A 15,388-nucleotide genomic window follows, 5' to 3' on the forward strand; every position below is an offset into this window, starting at 1 on the left:
AGTAGTCCTATCCCAGCTTGTTTAATCCTGACTAACAGCCGTCGATACGGGCATTTGTGAGGCATAAGCGTAGAAGTCGATGGCGTTAAGATCATCCAGAAAATGCGGATACTGTTCAGCCGACATATTGGCAATCGGAAGCCGGAAACCACCGCAGTCGATACCCACCGCCCGCATAAATGCTTTACCAGTGGCAATGCCGCCGTATTTACCCAGGATACGGACAATAGCAATGGATTTGTCCTGCAACAGCCGGGCCTTGTCCAGATCACCCGCGTTGAAGGCAGCCATGAGGTCGTAATACAACGGAGCCGCGTAGTTGAACGTACTGCCTACTGCGCCACGGGCACCCATGGCCATAGCCGCCAGGTAAATTTCGTCCCATCCCCACAGGATGTCGTATTTTTTGTTTCCGAACAACACGCACTGGCGAAAATCCATCAGGTCATTATGCGTGTATTTGATGCCGTAAAAATTCGGAAGCCGTCCGTCGATACAGGCCAGAAAATCAATCATCGACAGATTGGCACCCGTCAGAGCGGGGATATGATAGAAGTAAAGTCCCAGATCGGGCGCAGCTTCACCAATCTGAATGCAAAACTGGGCCAGTAATTCAACGTTGGCCGGTTTGAAGTAGAATGGAGCTAGCACCGCTACCGCCTGAAAACCAGCGCGGGAGGCTTCCTGGGCGAGCAGTTTACTCTCCTCCAGGGATGTACCCCCAACCAGCATGATTTTTTTCAGACTGGGTTCATCGATCTGGCCCCAGGCCTGAATCAGTTCCAGTTTTTCGGGAAAGGAAAGGGAAACGCCCTCTCCCGTTGAGCCACCAACGAAAGCGCCTTTAATGCCGTTTTGAACAAGAAATTGGGCATACTGAGGAATGAGGGCCAGATTCAGGCGACCATCGGCCTGCATGGGTGTGAACGGAGCGGCCACCAGCCCTTCGGTTTTGGGAATATATGACATAAAGAATGTAGGGAAACGAACGTAGTTGATCGTTGAAAATTAAAGTAGAACCACACCGGCGAACCGGCTAGTGTGCTGTCAGTTTCTCAAAACTGACAGGCGAGGTTTCTCAAAACCTCTAGCTGCCAGCCAACACGGTAGATTTTAAGAAACATACCGTGTCAGTTTTAAGAAACTGACATCACGGAACCCAACGGCACCACTGATACCACCAAGTTGCGTTCTATCAATATCCCGGCGTCTGAACCAGCTTCGGATCGGTGTTGAGCATCGAAATCGAAATGGGCAGCACGAGCTTAAAGGCTTGCGTAGCAGGAAGGTACACCGGGTTTACAGCCGCGAATACGTATGCATTGCCAGCCCGACGCAAAGCCCACCAGCGCTTGCCTTCGCCGATAAACTCCCGGAGGTATTCATCCAGAATCGCGTTCATGTTGGCTTCCTGACTTCCATTGGTATACGGTGTAAAACCTGTACCATACGCCCGTGCCCGAATGGCATTGATGTCGGCAGATGGATCATTGCCTAGTTTCGTAGTTGCTTCGGCGAGTAGCAGTAGTACATCCGCGTACCGATAAATGGGAAAGTCGGTATCGTACAGTTGTATACCCGAATCGACGCGCCCAATGAATTTGGTCAGCATAACACCGGCAATGGGGAAGCCAGCGGTATTCCGGTACATCACCCGAAACGAAGGACGAATGCGCTGGTCTTTTGGATCGCTTAGCTTGGCTATGGTTGCGCTGGACATCCCAACCCGACTGGCTCCGCTAACGAGCGGATAGGCCGCATTGACAGCTACGGCCGGGCCAGGAACCGGATCGAAAAACAGCGTGCCGGCCTGCGTCGTGTTCACCAGAAAATTGCCGTACACGCCCTGGGTGGCTTCGTTTTTCTCGTAGTTGATCGCAAAAATGATCTCCTTATTGTTGCTCTTCTTAGCTGGATCGAAGATGTCGGCGAACGTAGCCTGTAAGCCCAGCGTTGGCAGGGCTTTTACCTCCTCCAGCGCCGATTTGGCCGTCGTGAAATCGGCATTACCACCCCCCATATGCGTACCGGACCAAATAAACACGTCGCCTTTCAGGGTAAGCGTAGCGGCCCGGCTCCAGTTAACCCGCTTGGTGGCAAAGGCATTGTTACCCGCAAAAAGCGTCAGCGATTGTTCCAGATCGCTTTTGATTAGTTTCATCACTTCGTCGGGCGTTGACCGGGCCTTATAGAGATCGGTCAGATTACCCACCGCCGTAACGGGCTCTGTCGTGATGGGAACACCCCCCCAGGTTCGGAGCAGGGTGTAATAAACAAAGGCCCGCATGCCGTACATTTCGGCGAGATACGTTTTGCGTTTGGCATCATCCAGAGGTGCCCCCGGAAACAGCTTGATAACGGTGTTTACACGGTCGATCAGATTATACAACCCGCCCCAGTTGTCGAGTGGCACATTCGTGGCGCTGATGTTATGCGACCAGTACTGTTTCAGCCCCGTGTCCTCCGATTCGGTAAACAATCCATCGGACCAGATATCGGAACGCATTTCGCCCAGCGTAAACAGCGTGCTATGGTAGCTCCGGAATGAACTGTAAACGCCCGTATACAGGGTTTGTGCCGCGTTGGCATCTGACAAAACCAGACTCTGGTTGAGCGACGTTTGTGGTATGACTTCCCGAAGTTGGTCCTGGCAGGAAAACAGGCCGGAACTGGCAACCAGGCAGCCGACTAAAGTAATCGTTAGTTTATACGTTTTCATGATGTTCGGCTTGGCGATTAGAGACTGATTGTGGCACCCAGTGTGGCGGTTCGGGGCAGCGGGAATCGACCGACATCGTTGCCGCCCACTTCGGGGAACGTACCGTTGTACCCCGTGAAATACACCAGGTTGGAACCCGTCAGGAATACCCGAAGGCTCTTGACCCGATTGCGAGCCACCCGTTCGAGCAGCTTAGCGGGCATATCGTAGCTCAGCGTAACTTCGCGCATGGCCAGGTAATCGCCCTTTTGCCAGAAATTGGCGGGGGGTGTCGCGCTGCCACCAGCATCGGTAAAGTAGTTCCGACCGTAGTTGGCCCAGTAATAGCGAGGCAGTGTACCCGTCGGATTCTCGGGCGACCAGGTATTTGTTACGTCAATTGGCCCATTCTGCGAACCCTGCACCTGCGACATGCCGCGCAGATACGACTGATTGGCGATAATAAAGCCCAGTGAATAGTCAAACTGACCGTACAGGTTAAAGCCTTTCCAGGATAGATTTGAGGAGAACCCGCCCTGAATCGTAGGTGTTGTTCGGCCTACATACACGTTATCGCGGTAGTCCAGTGTATCGTTCTTGTCAACATCCCGCCAGCGGGCGTCGCCCAGCAGTTTGATACGCTTATTGGTGTAGGGTAAATAGGAGTTCCAGAGGTTAGCGCGCTCATCGATCTGAGATTGCGATGTGTAGATACCATCGTAAATAGGCGCATAAATTTCATCCAGCCCAACGCGTTTACCTTCCTGCAAACCGCCTACCCAAACCAGCTTGTTCTGACCGGGATCAAAGATCTGAACAGCCCCCTGCCGATTCAGGTCCAGGCCGTTATTTGGCAGTTTTTTCGCAAAGTTCTTCACATGGAATACGTTGGCACTGACGGTCCAGGATAACCCGTTGGCGCTCGAAGGTTTCAATACGTTTGCTCTGATTTCCAGCTCGATACCCCGATTCTGGAGCTGTCCCAGGTTAGTGACGTATGAATTGTAGCCGGTCCAGGCGGGAATGGTCAGCGACGTAATTTTATCGTACACATTGCGGATAAAGTAATCGGCAATGACGGTGACGCGGTTGTTCAGCAGACCAACATCCAGACCGAAATTGAGCGTGTTTGCCCGTTCCCATTTGAGGTTGGTGTTCGTAATACCACCTGCCGCAAAACCGGGCTGGCCATTGTAGGTGCCAACGCTACCGTATTGTGGGATCGTGGCATAGTCGCCGATGAGGGGCTGGCCCGCGCTATTCAGCGGGTTGATACTGCCATTTTCGCCGAAGCTGATCCGGGGCTTCAGTGTGGATACGTATCGCCGGAGGAATGAATTGGCGAAGAAATCCGCGTAGTGCATGTTCCAGCCCAGCGAAACACCGGGGAAGAACCCATACTGATTGGTAATGAGTTTCGAGGTGCCATCATACCGCATGTTGATGTTCAGCAGGTACGTATTGGCAAAGGTGTAATTGAACCTGCCAATCACCGAGGCCAGCCGCTGCCAGCTTGAAAATGAAGAGGTTGGAACGCCCACTGCGGCTGTTGAGGCCGATAACCAGGGAATAAAATCCGTAGCGGCCAGGTTAGCCGTAGCGCCATAATCATACACGCGTGATTCAAAAAACTCCCCACCAGCCAGGGCAGATACGCTATGCTTACCAACCTCTTTGGTATACTGAAGGAAGGCATTATAGGTATACTGACTGGCCCGCTGATTGGTAAAGGAGGCATTGCGCGTGTTCACCAAGGCACCGCCGGTTCCGTTGATGTAGGCTTTGGTAAAACTGTCGTTCGTGGTATAGCGGTAAAACCCGGATGCCGACGCCAGTGCCTTTAAACCCGGCAGAATAGTATATTCCAGATTCAGTCCACCCGAATAGCGCTGTTCCAGGGTCTGGTTGTAAAATTTATCCCGGAAATAAGTCGGGTTGCCTAAGGTGCTACCATCAACGCCCGGAAGCTCAGCGCCGGTTAGGTCATTCGTTAGGCGGACAGTGGGTGCAATACCCGTAAACCGCTGAACGATCCCCCCGCCAACACCTCCTCCCCCATCGGCAGAGAGGTACGATGGTGACGTTTTCGCACTGTAGCCCGACATGTTCAGGTTCACGACCAGGTTTTTACCGACATTCAATCCACCGTTAAAATTCATGTTCATCCGGCTCAACGACGAACCGATTAGTGTACCCACATCACTGATGCTGCCCACACCCAGCGAAAAATTACCCTGATCGTTACCACCCGATACGTTCAGGTAATGCTGATTGAGCGTCCCTTGTTGAAGAATCAGGTCCTCCAGTTGGCGTTGCGAGATGGATCGATACAACAGGCTGTCCGTCTGATTGGCGTTGAACGGATTTTTATCGAGCAACAAATGATACTGCGGATTAGTGAGTAGGTTCCGGTTGCTGTTTGAGACCAACTGGGTCGAGTATTTTCCATCGGGTGCTGTCCAGCCCGAATTGACACCCCAGCCCCAGGCACCCGTCAGTTGGTTTCGGGCATTGTTCATTTCGGCGGTATTGTTATCGGCCTGTGCCGCAGCATACCGGCTTGCCAGTCCCCGTCGGTTCCAGATAATGTAGTCCTCCGCACTCATGTATTCGAGCGGGTTACGCCGGATATAATTGTTGGCCCGCTTGTAGCTATAGGTCACGGACGTCCGGCCTTTCTTGCCTTTTTTAGTCGTTACCAGGATTACCCCGTTCGAGGCCCGTGCCCCATAAATAGCGGCCGATGCGGCATCTTTCAGCAGATCGATGCTCTCCACATCTTCCATATTAATACCGAACAGAGAGGGAACAATAACCCCATCCATCACCACCAACGGCGAACCGGACCCATTGAAATCGGTTCCGCCCCGAAAAACGATCGTTGGCGTTGAGCCGGGTTGCCCCGTGGTTTGCTGCACCCGCAAGCCAGGAGCCGTTCCCTGCAAGGCGGTTCCCACGTTTGTTCGTGGCACGGATTTAAACACTGTCTGATCGATGGTGGAAACAGCCCCGGTCAGCGTTTTTCGGCTTTGCTGACCATAACCGACAACCACAACTTCGTCCAGACTCTTGGCACTTTCGGCCAGTTTGATGTCGAGTACTGTCTGATTGTCGATGACCACTTCCTGGGTACTCATGCTGATGAGCGAGGCCACCAGTACGTCGCCTTTGCGAACCTGAAGCGAGAACTGGCCATCCTGATTGGTGACCGTACCTCGGGTCGTGCCTTTTATGGTGATGTTTACGCCCGGCAACGTTTCGTTAGTACGGGCATCCCGGACAGTTCCGGAGAGTGAGGTTGTTTGCGCCCAGGAACTAAAGGCGACCAACCAGCAGGCAATATGTAGTACATATCGCCTGTATTTGTTAGGATAAATAGAACGTATTGACATAGTTTTCAGTAGACCAAGGAATAAGTATGACTTTACAAAGGTATTATGTTGTACATAAAAGTCAAAAAAAGAGGAAATATTTTTTTTTCAGCGATAAAGTCCCGAATATTGTCCTACATAATCGGAGCATCCCATTTTTTATATTATACATAATACATGGAGTACGTACATAGCCAGAATGATTTTAAGTTGAATGAAAACCTGACGCTGGTTGATAAGGTGGAGACTGATCTGCTCGAATTTTTCAACGACAAGCAGTTTAAAGCGGGGGATGTCATTCCAAAGGAGATCGAACTAGCGGCTCAACTGGGTGTTAGCCGGACGGTCCTGCGCGAAGCTTTATTACGATTACGGATGCGGGGTATGCTCGACACCAAGAAAAAGCGGGGCACGGTGATCACCAATCCTGACCTGCTATCACTGATCGAAAAAACGCTGTATCCCGGCATTCTGGACAACGCGACCCTCCGCGATATTTTTGAGTTGCGAATGGTTCTGGAGATTGGGATGGGCGATCTGATTTTCGAGCGGGTAACTCAGAACGATATTGACGAACTCTACGCCATTGTCGCTAACGAACCTATTAATACGGAAGACATGATCTTCGACTCAGAGCAGGAAATCCGCTTCCACGGCAAGTTGTACGACATTACCGGCAATGAAACCCTGCGCCGGTTTCAGCGGATGCTGTTACCCATTTTCAAATACGTGCACGAAAGTGGTATTCTGAAAAAACAGGTACAGCAAAAGAAATTTGTTTCGCACCGGGGCATTGTCGACGTCATCCAGCATGGCACCCCGGAAGCCCTTCGAAACGCCATGCGCAATCACTTCGAAAATCATTTTCAACGGTTATTCTGACCCTTGGTATGTTCTATTCATTTCTATTGGCAGTTGGCCTTACAACCTGTCAACCCAATCTACCGCAACAGGGTGGTCTGGCTGCGGATACAGCCAATCAGGCTGTTCAGGAAACAACAGTTTTCCAAAATGGCGAAGGGGGCTACCTCTGCTACCGAATTCCAGCCATTGTAAAAGCACCAAACGGAACCCTGCTGGCGTTTGCCGAAGGGCGCCGAACGGATTGTGGAGACTTTGGCGATGTCGATATTGTACTGCGGACGAGTAACGACAATGGGCAATCATGGAGTCCGCTCAAAACCGTTGTCGATTTTGGTACCATGCAGGCCGGAAATGCTGCCCCGGTGTTCGATCTGACTGATCCTCGTTTTTCCAAAGGCAGGTTGTTTTTACTCTATAATACGGGAACAGCTTCCGAAGCCGATGTTCGAAAAGGACTGGCGGTTCGTGACGTGTGGTACAAAACCAGTACAGATGGCGGACAAAGCTGGTCGGAGCCAGTTAACATTACAGCGCAGGTATCCCGGCCCAATAAACCAGACGTGAATCCGACGTATACGTTTCCCGAAGACTGGCGCTCGTATGCCAATACGCCCGGTCATGCACTGCAACTGCAAAAAGGGCACTTCAAAGGACGAATTTTTGTTGCAGCTAATCACTCCGAAGGCCAGCCTCAACCCCAATTTCGCGATTACCGGGCACATGGCTTTTACTCAGACGATCACGGAAAAACCTGGAAACTCTCGCCAACCATCCCCTATCCCGGCGGCAACGAAAGTACAGCGGCAGAAACCACCAACGGGAATCTGTTGCTGAACGCCCGCAATCAGTCGGGGGATGTTAAAAACCGACTTCTGGCTGCATCCACGAAAGGGGGAGAACGCTGGGAACCAGTGGTGGTCGCTACCGATTTGCCCGACCCGGTTTGTCAGGGAAGTATGCTTGATTACCAGCCTCGTAGCGGCCAAAGCGTACTCCTGTTCTCCAATGCAAATAGTCAGACCAGCCGCACGAATCTAACGGTTCGCGTGAGTCGGGATGATGGTAAAAGCTGGTCAGCCGGGAAATCCATTTACGCGGGTTCGTCGGCCTACTCCGACCTGGTCATTCAGCAGGATGCCATGATTGGTGTGCTCTACGAAAAAGACAAGTATACCAAAATCACCTACGCCCGCTTCCGCTACGAGTGGCTGATTCATTAACTGATCTGTGACATGATTGCAACACAAACCTATACGCAACTTTACCGCGACGCCTTACTGAATGATGTCATTCCGTTCTGGCAGACCCATTCTGTCGATCAGCAGAACGGTGGCTTTTTTACCTGTCTCGATCAGCAGGGCAACGTCTACGACACCGATAAATTCATCTGGCTTCAGGCCCGTCAGGTATGGACATTTTCTATGCTGTACAATTGCATAGGACAACGTTCTGATTGGCTGGCAATGGCTCAGCACGGAGCCGATTTCCTGAAAAAATACGGACGTGCCGATGATGGAAGCTGGTATTTTTCGTTGACGCGCGACGGTCGGCCACTGGTGCAGCCCTACAATATTTTTTCGGACTGTTTCGCGACGATGGCGTTCGGGCAGTTATCCGTAGCAACGGGGAATGACGAATACGCCCAGATTGCCAAATCGACCTTTGAGCAGATTCTGCGTCGGCGTGACAACCCAAAGGGGGCGTGGAATAAAGCGGTTGTGGGCACGCGGTCGCTCAAGAATTTTGCGCTGCCTATGATTCTGTGCAACCTCTCGCTGGAAATCGAACACCTGCTCGATCGTCAGTTAGTCGACCAGACCATTGACGAATGCATTCATGAAGTGATGGCTGTTTTCTACGATCCGGACTTAGGTTTAATTCGAGAAAACGTTACGCCCGATGGCCAGTTTTCAGACAGTTTCGAAGGCCGTTTGCTCAACCCCGGTCACGCTATTGAAGCCATGTGGTTCATCATGGATCTGGCCACCCGACGAAATGACCAGGCACTGCTCGATAAGGCCGTTCGTATTACGCTCAATACACTGGACTACGCCTGGGATACCCAACATGGCGGCCTCTTTTATTTTATGGATAGTCAGGGGCATCCACCTCAGCAATTGGAATGGGATCAAAAGCTTTGGTGGGTACATGTTGAAACACTCGTTACGTTACTAAAGGGCTATCAGAAAACGAGTAATCAAGGCTGCTGGAGCTGGTTTGAGCGCGTACATGCCTATACCTGGGCGCATTTCCCGGATCCGGTTTATGGCGAATGGTACGGGTATCTAAACCGCCAGGGCGAGGTGCTTCTACCTTTAAAAGGTGGGAAATGGAAAGGTTGTTTCCACATACCACGCGGCCTGTATCAGTGCTGGCAAACGTTAGAAAATCTTAAAGATACAGCCTACACCTATTCAGCTAAGTAGGCCCATTCTAACCGTATTCTTCCGCTTAGGGCATTCGTCCTTACTCAATTCTTCGTTGAATACGTATGAAGTAACGTCTTAGCCTCTTCGGGGGTTAAGCGTGAAATACACCCATGACGAGCGTCAGGGGAAATTTACTCCTTTTCAACTGTCCAGTGACGTAAATCGGGTGAATACGAAGTATCAAAGAGACTCGTCATACAATAATCATAGAGCAACAACCTGCCTGACCTGATGGGGTCTTTACTAACCGTTGGCCCTTCGGTGATTACCGGAACAATTTGGCCCTTATTCAACGGGCCCTCAATCACGTTATAAGGTCCTTCAAGACGTTTTGCCGTGGCAACCCGGAAGCCCTTCGTTCGCCGGTATTCACGCTAAACTCCTCCTTTTTATGAAAGAGATAATAGGTCCCTTTATGTTCTAACAAAGTGCCGTCGATCACCGAATAAGGGGGGCTGAAAAATACGGTTGCGGGGTAAATGTCTGCCAGTCCCGCGTTCTACAGGACCAAAGTCGACTTTCTTTCCATCCTGCATCTTTAAACGATGAAGACCAGAACAAAACGTACGGAGCCCAAATATTACCCGCTAAGGCTCCTGATTCATTTCGTACGTCCTTCATCAACGGCAAAGACCCTTCAACCTGCCAATAAATCAAATCCCTGGATGTGATATAAAGACAACTTGGTCCTACTTGTTCACCGTCGTTACCTTCCCCCCCTCCCGTTGACAATATTCGCCAAAGCCTATCAGGCCCTTTACGAACATACGGATCCCGGCCATGTTGATCCCATACGGGTTTATTGTCGTTTAATGGAGTCCAATGTCGTCCATCTGTCGATAAGGCTATGTGCAGCTTATTAATCAGCATGGGGTCTGGCAAAGGCACCTCAATGGTATTTCCCTTTGCATCAATTTCAATCCTTGTGGAATAACGCTGACGAAAGTAGGGCAGCATCCAGGCCGGTTTATCCTTACCTGGTTTAAGCTGTTCTATTCCAGCTAAATCCTGGGGGTTACTTCGTTTTTAGGTTGGGCCAGCGCAACACCCAGGGTGATCATCAATAGAATGAGTAACGACGTAGTCCTCATCGGTAGCAATCAGCCAGTGATAAATCTCATAGGTAGTAACCTCGTGGCTAAGCAACTCTACTCGTCCCTGCTGACAAAACGGTTCATTCGTTCGTTGAAGGCATCCAGCATCGCATCATCAAGGGTCCCCGCCTGTTGCAGATCGAGCCGTAGAAAATCTACCCGGTCAGCCCCCTCGATCATCCCCTCGAACTTGAGTTCCTGCTCTACCCAACCCGACGTTTTATGTAGCGCAGACGCCTGGGCAAGCACTGCCTGAACAATAACCGTTGTCCGATCCGGATCCTGGGTTGTCAGCAGAAGTATCCTGATGTCCGTCAGGTAATCGGCATAGGTTAATCCCTGGGCAGGTAGTTCGGCCCGAACCCACTGAATGGCCAGTGACTGAATCAGGTCTTTGTAAGGTGCGATATCAAGATCGTCTAAGCGTATACGTTGGTTCACGGGTTAAACTTACCATGGTGAGCTAATTATATCCTAAACAACCTGTATACCTATAGTTACTGATGAGTGGGCCGATTTAGTCGTCATGTCAAGCGCAAATACGTACCCGCGAAAGCCGGATGTCTGGCCGGTTGAACTGACGCTGCATTTCAGCGAAGACCCAGTCAATCGCTTCATCTGGATCCGCAGCCGCAACGGATAGATCTCCATTTTGCTGAATGTTGTGATTCGTCTCATCCAGTACATCAAACACAACACGAATTAACTGTTTTCTTTTAGTTACCATACTACTCTAATTTATAAACAGATGGGCTGACCAATCAATACCTGGTTGCCTACCCACTAATCGGTTACGACCAGTGTAGCATCAAGACGACAGGGCACTTCATCCTTGTTGTTGATTTTGGGCAAAAATACGAGCTATATACTATAGTTATATTATATATAGCAAAATAATATTGCACAAATGAAGACTGCCCTGGAATTGGAGAAGCACTACAATTGGCTGTCACGAATCATGTAGCCTGAAGAATGTAGGTATTTGTTTATAGATGAGATGTAAGTAATGAAGCTGGGGAAAACAAATCATTAGGTTATTGAACCCGGATTACCTGAACGCCCAGTACCGGACGACCATCGGCGGTAACGCCCTGGATCACCACGCGCAGCGTGCGTACTACGTCCGATAGCGGAAAACGTAGCTGGCTGCGCCCCTGGCTGTCGGTTTGCATGAGTGGTTTCCAGTAGAGAACATCCCGGTAATCGACGGAGCCGGAAATGGAGTCGGTCGTTACTTCTGTAGTATAGCGTGGGACGTAGAACTCGCGCTGTACCGACGGGTAGCCAATGAATTGGATCGGCGTCATACCTTCCGTGGGCTTCGCACTGCCCTGCATAGACCGTGCCCTTTTTGTGTAAAAAGCAATGACTCCGTTTCCGCCCCGAGCCCCGTATGTACCCGTCGTAATTGCACTTTTCAGCACTTCGATACGTTCAATATCACTTGGGCTGAAGAAAAATAAAGCAGTTCCATCAGGGTCCTCAATGGGCATACCATCCATTAAATACAAAGGCTGCATGCCACTTTTAAAGCTACCCACACCTCGCATAAACACCTTATAGCTACGCGGTACTGCGGCTCCTTCTCGTGTAACCGTCACACCCGTCAATCGTCCCTGAAGCATTTCGTATAGATTTTGGTAGGATGGCGATTTCTCATCGACCACAATAACGGCATCAGCTTCATTGTGTAAACTGCGCTGTTGAATATCCTCGGGTCTTTTATCGAATTTCTGCGCTCGAACTGTCACTTCTTTCAGAACTTTCGCCGTTTTATCGCGGTAAGAATCGGCGTTTGCTTCCTGCCGAAGTCGAGCCGCTTCCAGTTGAGCCCGCAACATCGACCAGTTTGGCGCAACTGTTAGAGTACCAGATTCCCATCGGTTGCCGGGCACTTCCTGAACCAGAAAGGCTTCTTTGGCCGGAATATTTTTTAACCGATGATCAGCGATTCGCGTCAGTAACTGTATCGTATCGGTAATGGCCATGCCTGCCAGTCGAAAGCGCCCCTGTTCGTCAGCGCCTGCCGATTTTACGAACGATTGTCCAGGTGCCGTCGACGCCACAATTAGCTGTGCGCCGGGTATGGGTTGATTCTTCGTAGTCAAAATGCGCCCTTTGAGCGATACGCCACCGAGTGAATCTGTTTCGGGTGTGCCACTGACCCGTCGCCAGCCCTGCGTTAACAATAGATCGTCCAGCGCTTGGCGGGTTTGGGCCGTGTGATTCATGACGTATTGGTTAGGATTTTCGACACGTCCCCGAAGCTCGCCCGTTAGCAACAAGTGTGCCTGCAACGTGGCATCGGCGGTATCATCAGGCACTTGACCTACATCGGTAATCGACGCCGATAAAGCGGCCAGTGCGGGTAATCCGTTATCAGTCAGATTGACGCTCAGAGTGGCCTGCTCGCGGGGCTGATACCGGGTTTTGTTTAGACCCATCCGCACGCGTACCGGCGCAATGAATTCGGGCACATAAATTAATCGCTCGGCTTGGGGTTTGGCGATGGCATCGTACAGGGTGATTTGCGCAAGGCCCGGCAACCAGGTTATCATGGGCAGATTTATCTTCGCCACCCCATTTTGCAGGAGAATTTTTCGCTGATCAACCACACGACCGTGCTGCTGAATCAGGATATACACAGAGTCGATACCGGCCCGGTTAGAACTTAGTATGGTTAACGCCAGGCGGGTTGTATCGCTGATCGCATCGGCCGACAGCAACAACCCTTCCGGTTCGGGTTTGGGCAACGGAACGTGTTGCAACTGGTTGTTGTACGTTAGGTCGGCGTAATACGTCCGCTGTGCCTTGGGCTCCATCAACACGCTGGTCATTCCCTGCTGATTGGTCTTGAAACGAACGACTTCAGCGCCCAGGTCGTCGACAATACGTCCCGCGATGGGCAAGCCATGTCCATTGGGCTGGGCAATTTTTACGCCCAGCCGCGCGGGCAATCCCGAAATCCAGCGCCCCCCTTCCGGCAAAATCTGAACATCTACGGGCTGCGGAACCGAATCATTACGTATGGCTACCTCGTTCCGAAACAGATTATAGATAGCCACAGACCGTTCGAAAGCAGGGCGTCGCTGGGCGTCATCTTCATCGGTATAGGCGCGCAGGCGATAGGTCCCCGTTTTGAGCGTATCCGACAGGCGAAAATTGCCTTCGCCACGTCCGTCAACGATGCGTACCCACTGGTGCTGAACAAGCTTGCCTGCCGAAGAAAGTAGATCGACATGAATAGCCGTTTCGCCATCGGCCCGCTGATGATTGACAGCATCAAGCAGGTACGTACTCATCCAGAGCCGATCGCCCGTGGCGTAAACCGGTTTATCGATGTGCACAAACAAGCTGGGAGCCAACAATTTGAATCGTTCACTGAAATCCGTAGCGATACGTCCCATACGAGCATCAGGTGGCACGAGTTTCCCCTGTAGGGCTAATGGGCCGTTCGTAAGCGTCTCTTTCTCATTGCCTTTAACTTTCCAGTCGGCGGGCAACATGGTCGATAGCCGGTCATTACCCATCGAGCCTTTTACGTCCATACCTTCAGGCATCGTAATAACCCCATCGACGGTCATTTGCAGCTGGCCACTAGGCAGTCTCATTTCCGTATAGGCGTAGCGAGCATCGGGATAAGGCGAAAAACCCGAGTTCGCATTCGTATAGAATACGATCAGTTTCATGGGCGAAACCAATCGTCGTTCGGTCGATAGCTTACCGGATTGAATCAAGGCAGAGACCTTAACTGGAATCAAACGCTTATAGTCGCTAACCGCAGCGGAAAGCGTAATTGACCGCTGTTCAATGGGAATTGGTTTGGTGATATCTTCCTGATAGACCAGAAAACCTGCCTGTTCGAACGTATTATCAGTCAGGCTAGCCATTAAATGGCGAATAGATCCTTTGTAAGCAGCCAACCGGTTACGCCGGAATCGGTCGGCTTGCCGTTCGTTCTCGGGTTTTAGTTCGTCAAAACGGGCCGTACCCGCATAATAAACCTCGCCTGATGTAGTTGCTCTGAACTGTTGCAAATCATAAACCAGTCGATAGCCCAGCGCCTGGTTATCAATTATTAATGGCTCACTAGCCGTTGCATATAAATGATCTTTATCCTCGTTAAAATGGAGAACTTCGCTGTTGACAAGCACACACTGTCCGCCAAAGGGCTCTCCGAAGAGTTGCTTTTTAAACTGACGTAACTGCCGTTCCCATTGCTTCGGATTACCCCGTACGGTTACGGCATCCAGCGTTTGTTCACTTGCTTTCAGCCGAAAACTGGCTTTTTGTGGAGACGCATTATCAAATCTGTAAGTGCGTTTGTCAGCCTGATAGCCAATAAACGAGGCAACCACCTCAACCGTACCCAGTGAAATTCCAGCCAGGGTAAACGCCCCTTTTTCGTCGGTGACAGCCCCCCGCGTGCTGCCATTCACATAGACATTGGCAAACGGCATAGGTTTCCCCGTCGTGGCATCCGTTACAGTACCAGTTAGTACGGCTGTCGACTGTCCATATGCCAGATGGGTCGACCCCAGCAGTAGAACGGCAGTTATCCAGCCGAAGAAGAATGAGCAACGCATAGGTAGTCAATTAAGCCCTCTAAAAAGGGCTCCGAAACGTACTTATACCTATGGCTGTACTAGCCCATAGTCCGTCAATAAATGAGTGGGGGTTGCTAAAGGTGTGCTAATCTGGGACCTCTAACTTCCCTGACTATTAGGGATCAATGCGAGTGGATCGAGGACCTCTTCGCCCATTCGCTGGCAAGGTGAACTCTAAGGATAGAAAAAAGTGTATAGCGTGCTGGCTGGCAGCAGTGGAAAATCAACGAACCTCTATTCTATGATACTACAACTATAGTACGCAGGAACTCGCAAAAAAGCGCATTAATTCCGGCCCAAATCCAAATAACCAGCTTCAATCCCT

General features: G+C 50.9%; 10 protein-coding genes. 3 read left to right on the top strand and 7 right to left on the bottom strand.

The features are described from left to right. Nucleotides 1-21: 21 nt before the first annotated feature. The 3 genes from ACYVGO_RS28360 to ACYVGO_RS28370 all read right to left on the bottom strand — a co-directional run bounded on the left by ACYVGO_RS28360 (nucleotide 22) and on the right by ACYVGO_RS28370 (nucleotide 6,090). Nucleotides 22-969 carry a dihydrodipicolinate synthase family protein gene (locus ACYVGO_RS28360; RefSeq protein ID WP_460972165.1) on the bottom strand — a complete coding sequence of 316 codons (948 nt, stop codon included), beginning with the start codon at nucleotides 967-969 and terminating at the stop codon, nucleotides 22-24. Between the two features lie 226 nt (nucleotides 970-1,195). Then, nucleotides 1,196-2,719: a RagB/SusD family nutrient uptake outer membrane protein gene (locus ACYVGO_RS28365; protein ID WP_460972166.1), complete on the bottom strand. Its 1,524-nt coding sequence runs from the start codon at nucleotides 2,717-2,719 to the stop codon at nucleotides 1,196-1,198. A 17-nt stretch (nucleotides 2,720-2,736) separates the two neighbouring features. Further along, nucleotides 2,737-6,090: a SusC/RagA family TonB-linked outer membrane protein gene (locus tag ACYVGO_RS28370; protein ID WP_460972167.1), complete on the bottom strand. Its 3,354-nt coding sequence runs from the start codon at nucleotides 6,088-6,090 to the stop codon at nucleotides 2,737-2,739. Nucleotides 6,091-6,246: 156 nt separating this feature from the next. On the opposite strand from ACYVGO_RS28370, the gene ACYVGO_RS28375 reads away from it, so the two are divergent. The 3 genes from ACYVGO_RS28375 to ACYVGO_RS28385 are packed head-to-tail and all read left to right on the top strand — an operon-like array spanning nucleotide 6,247 to nucleotide 9,359. Further along, nucleotides 6,247-6,951 carry a FadR/GntR family transcriptional regulator gene (locus tag ACYVGO_RS28375; protein WP_460972168.1) on the top strand — a complete coding sequence of 235 codons (705 nt, stop codon included), beginning with the start codon at nucleotides 6,247-6,249 and terminating at the stop codon, nucleotides 6,949-6,951. 8 nt (nucleotides 6,952-6,959) lie between these two features. Continuing rightward, nucleotides 6,960-8,153, top strand: coding sequence for a sialidase family protein (locus tag ACYVGO_RS28380; RefSeq protein WP_460972170.1), 1,194 nt, complete (start codon nucleotides 6,960-6,962; stop codon nucleotides 8,151-8,153). Between the two features lie 12 nt (nucleotides 8,154-8,165). Beyond that, nucleotides 8,166-9,359: a n-acyl-d-glucosamine 2-epimerase gene (locus tag ACYVGO_RS28385; RefSeq protein ID WP_460972171.1), complete on the top strand. Its 1,194-nt coding sequence runs from the start codon at nucleotides 8,166-8,168 to the stop codon at nucleotides 9,357-9,359. Nucleotides 9,360-9,800: 441 nt separating this feature from the next. Here ACYVGO_RS28385 and ACYVGO_RS28390 read toward each other — a convergent pair whose 3' ends face one another. The 4 genes from ACYVGO_RS28390 to ACYVGO_RS28405 form a co-directional block, all read right to left on the bottom strand. Then, complete coding sequence (locus ACYVGO_RS28390) at nucleotides 9,801-10,319, bottom strand: glycoside hydrolase family protein (RefSeq protein ID WP_460972172.1); 519 nt, start codon at nucleotides 10,317-10,319, stop codon at nucleotides 9,801-9,803. 191 nt (nucleotides 10,320-10,510) lie between these two features. Further along, a complete protein-coding gene (locus tag ACYVGO_RS28395) occupies nucleotides 10,511-10,897 on the bottom strand; it encodes a hypothetical protein (RefSeq protein WP_460972173.1) in 387 nt (128 codons plus the stop codon). 88 nt (nucleotides 10,898-10,985) lie between these two features. After that, complete coding sequence (locus ACYVGO_RS28400) at nucleotides 10,986-11,183, bottom strand: hypothetical protein (protein ID WP_142774165.1); 198 nt, start codon at nucleotides 11,181-11,183, stop codon at nucleotides 10,986-10,988. Between the two features lie 307 nt (nucleotides 11,184-11,490). After that, complete coding sequence (locus ACYVGO_RS28405; protein WP_460972175.1) at nucleotides 11,491-15,042, bottom strand: carboxypeptidase-like regulatory domain-containing protein; 3,552 nt, start codon at nucleotides 15,040-15,042, stop codon at nucleotides 11,491-11,493. Nucleotides 15,043-15,388: the final 346 nt, after the last annotated feature.

Source organism: Spirosoma migulaei (assembly GCF_054776855.1).

Coding starts and splice junctions, on each gene's coding strand:
- ACYVGO_RS28375 (WP_460972168.1), top strand. CDS start 6,247: ATGGAGTACGTACATAGCCAGAATGATTTTAAGTTGAATGAAAACCTG.
- ACYVGO_RS28365 (WP_460972166.1), bottom strand. CDS start 2,719: ATGAAAACGTATAAACTAACGATTACTTTAGTCGGCTGCCTGGTTGCC.
- ACYVGO_RS28400 (WP_142774165.1), bottom strand. CDS start 11,183: ATGGTAACTAAAAGAAAACAGTTAATTCGTGTTGTGTTTGATGTACTG.
- ACYVGO_RS28360 (WP_460972165.1), bottom strand. CDS start 969: ATGTCATATATTCCCAAAACCGAAGGGCTGGTGGCCGCTCCGTTCACA.
- ACYVGO_RS28390 (WP_460972172.1), bottom strand. CDS start 10,319: ATGCTGCCCTACTTTCGTCAGCGTTATTCCACAAGGATTGAAATTGAT.
- ACYVGO_RS28385 (WP_460972171.1), top strand. CDS start 8,166: ATGATTGCAACACAAACCTATACGCAACTTTACCGCGACGCCTTACTG.
- ACYVGO_RS28380 (WP_460972170.1), top strand. CDS start 6,960: ATGTTCTATTCATTTCTATTGGCAGTTGGCCTTACAACCTGTCAACCC.
- ACYVGO_RS28370 (WP_460972167.1), bottom strand. CDS start 6,090: ATGTCAATACGTTCTATTTATCCTAACAAATACAGGCGATATGTACTA.
- ACYVGO_RS28405 (WP_460972175.1), bottom strand. CDS start 15,042: ATGCGTTGCTCATTCTTCTTCGGCTGGATAACTGCCGTTCTACTGCTG.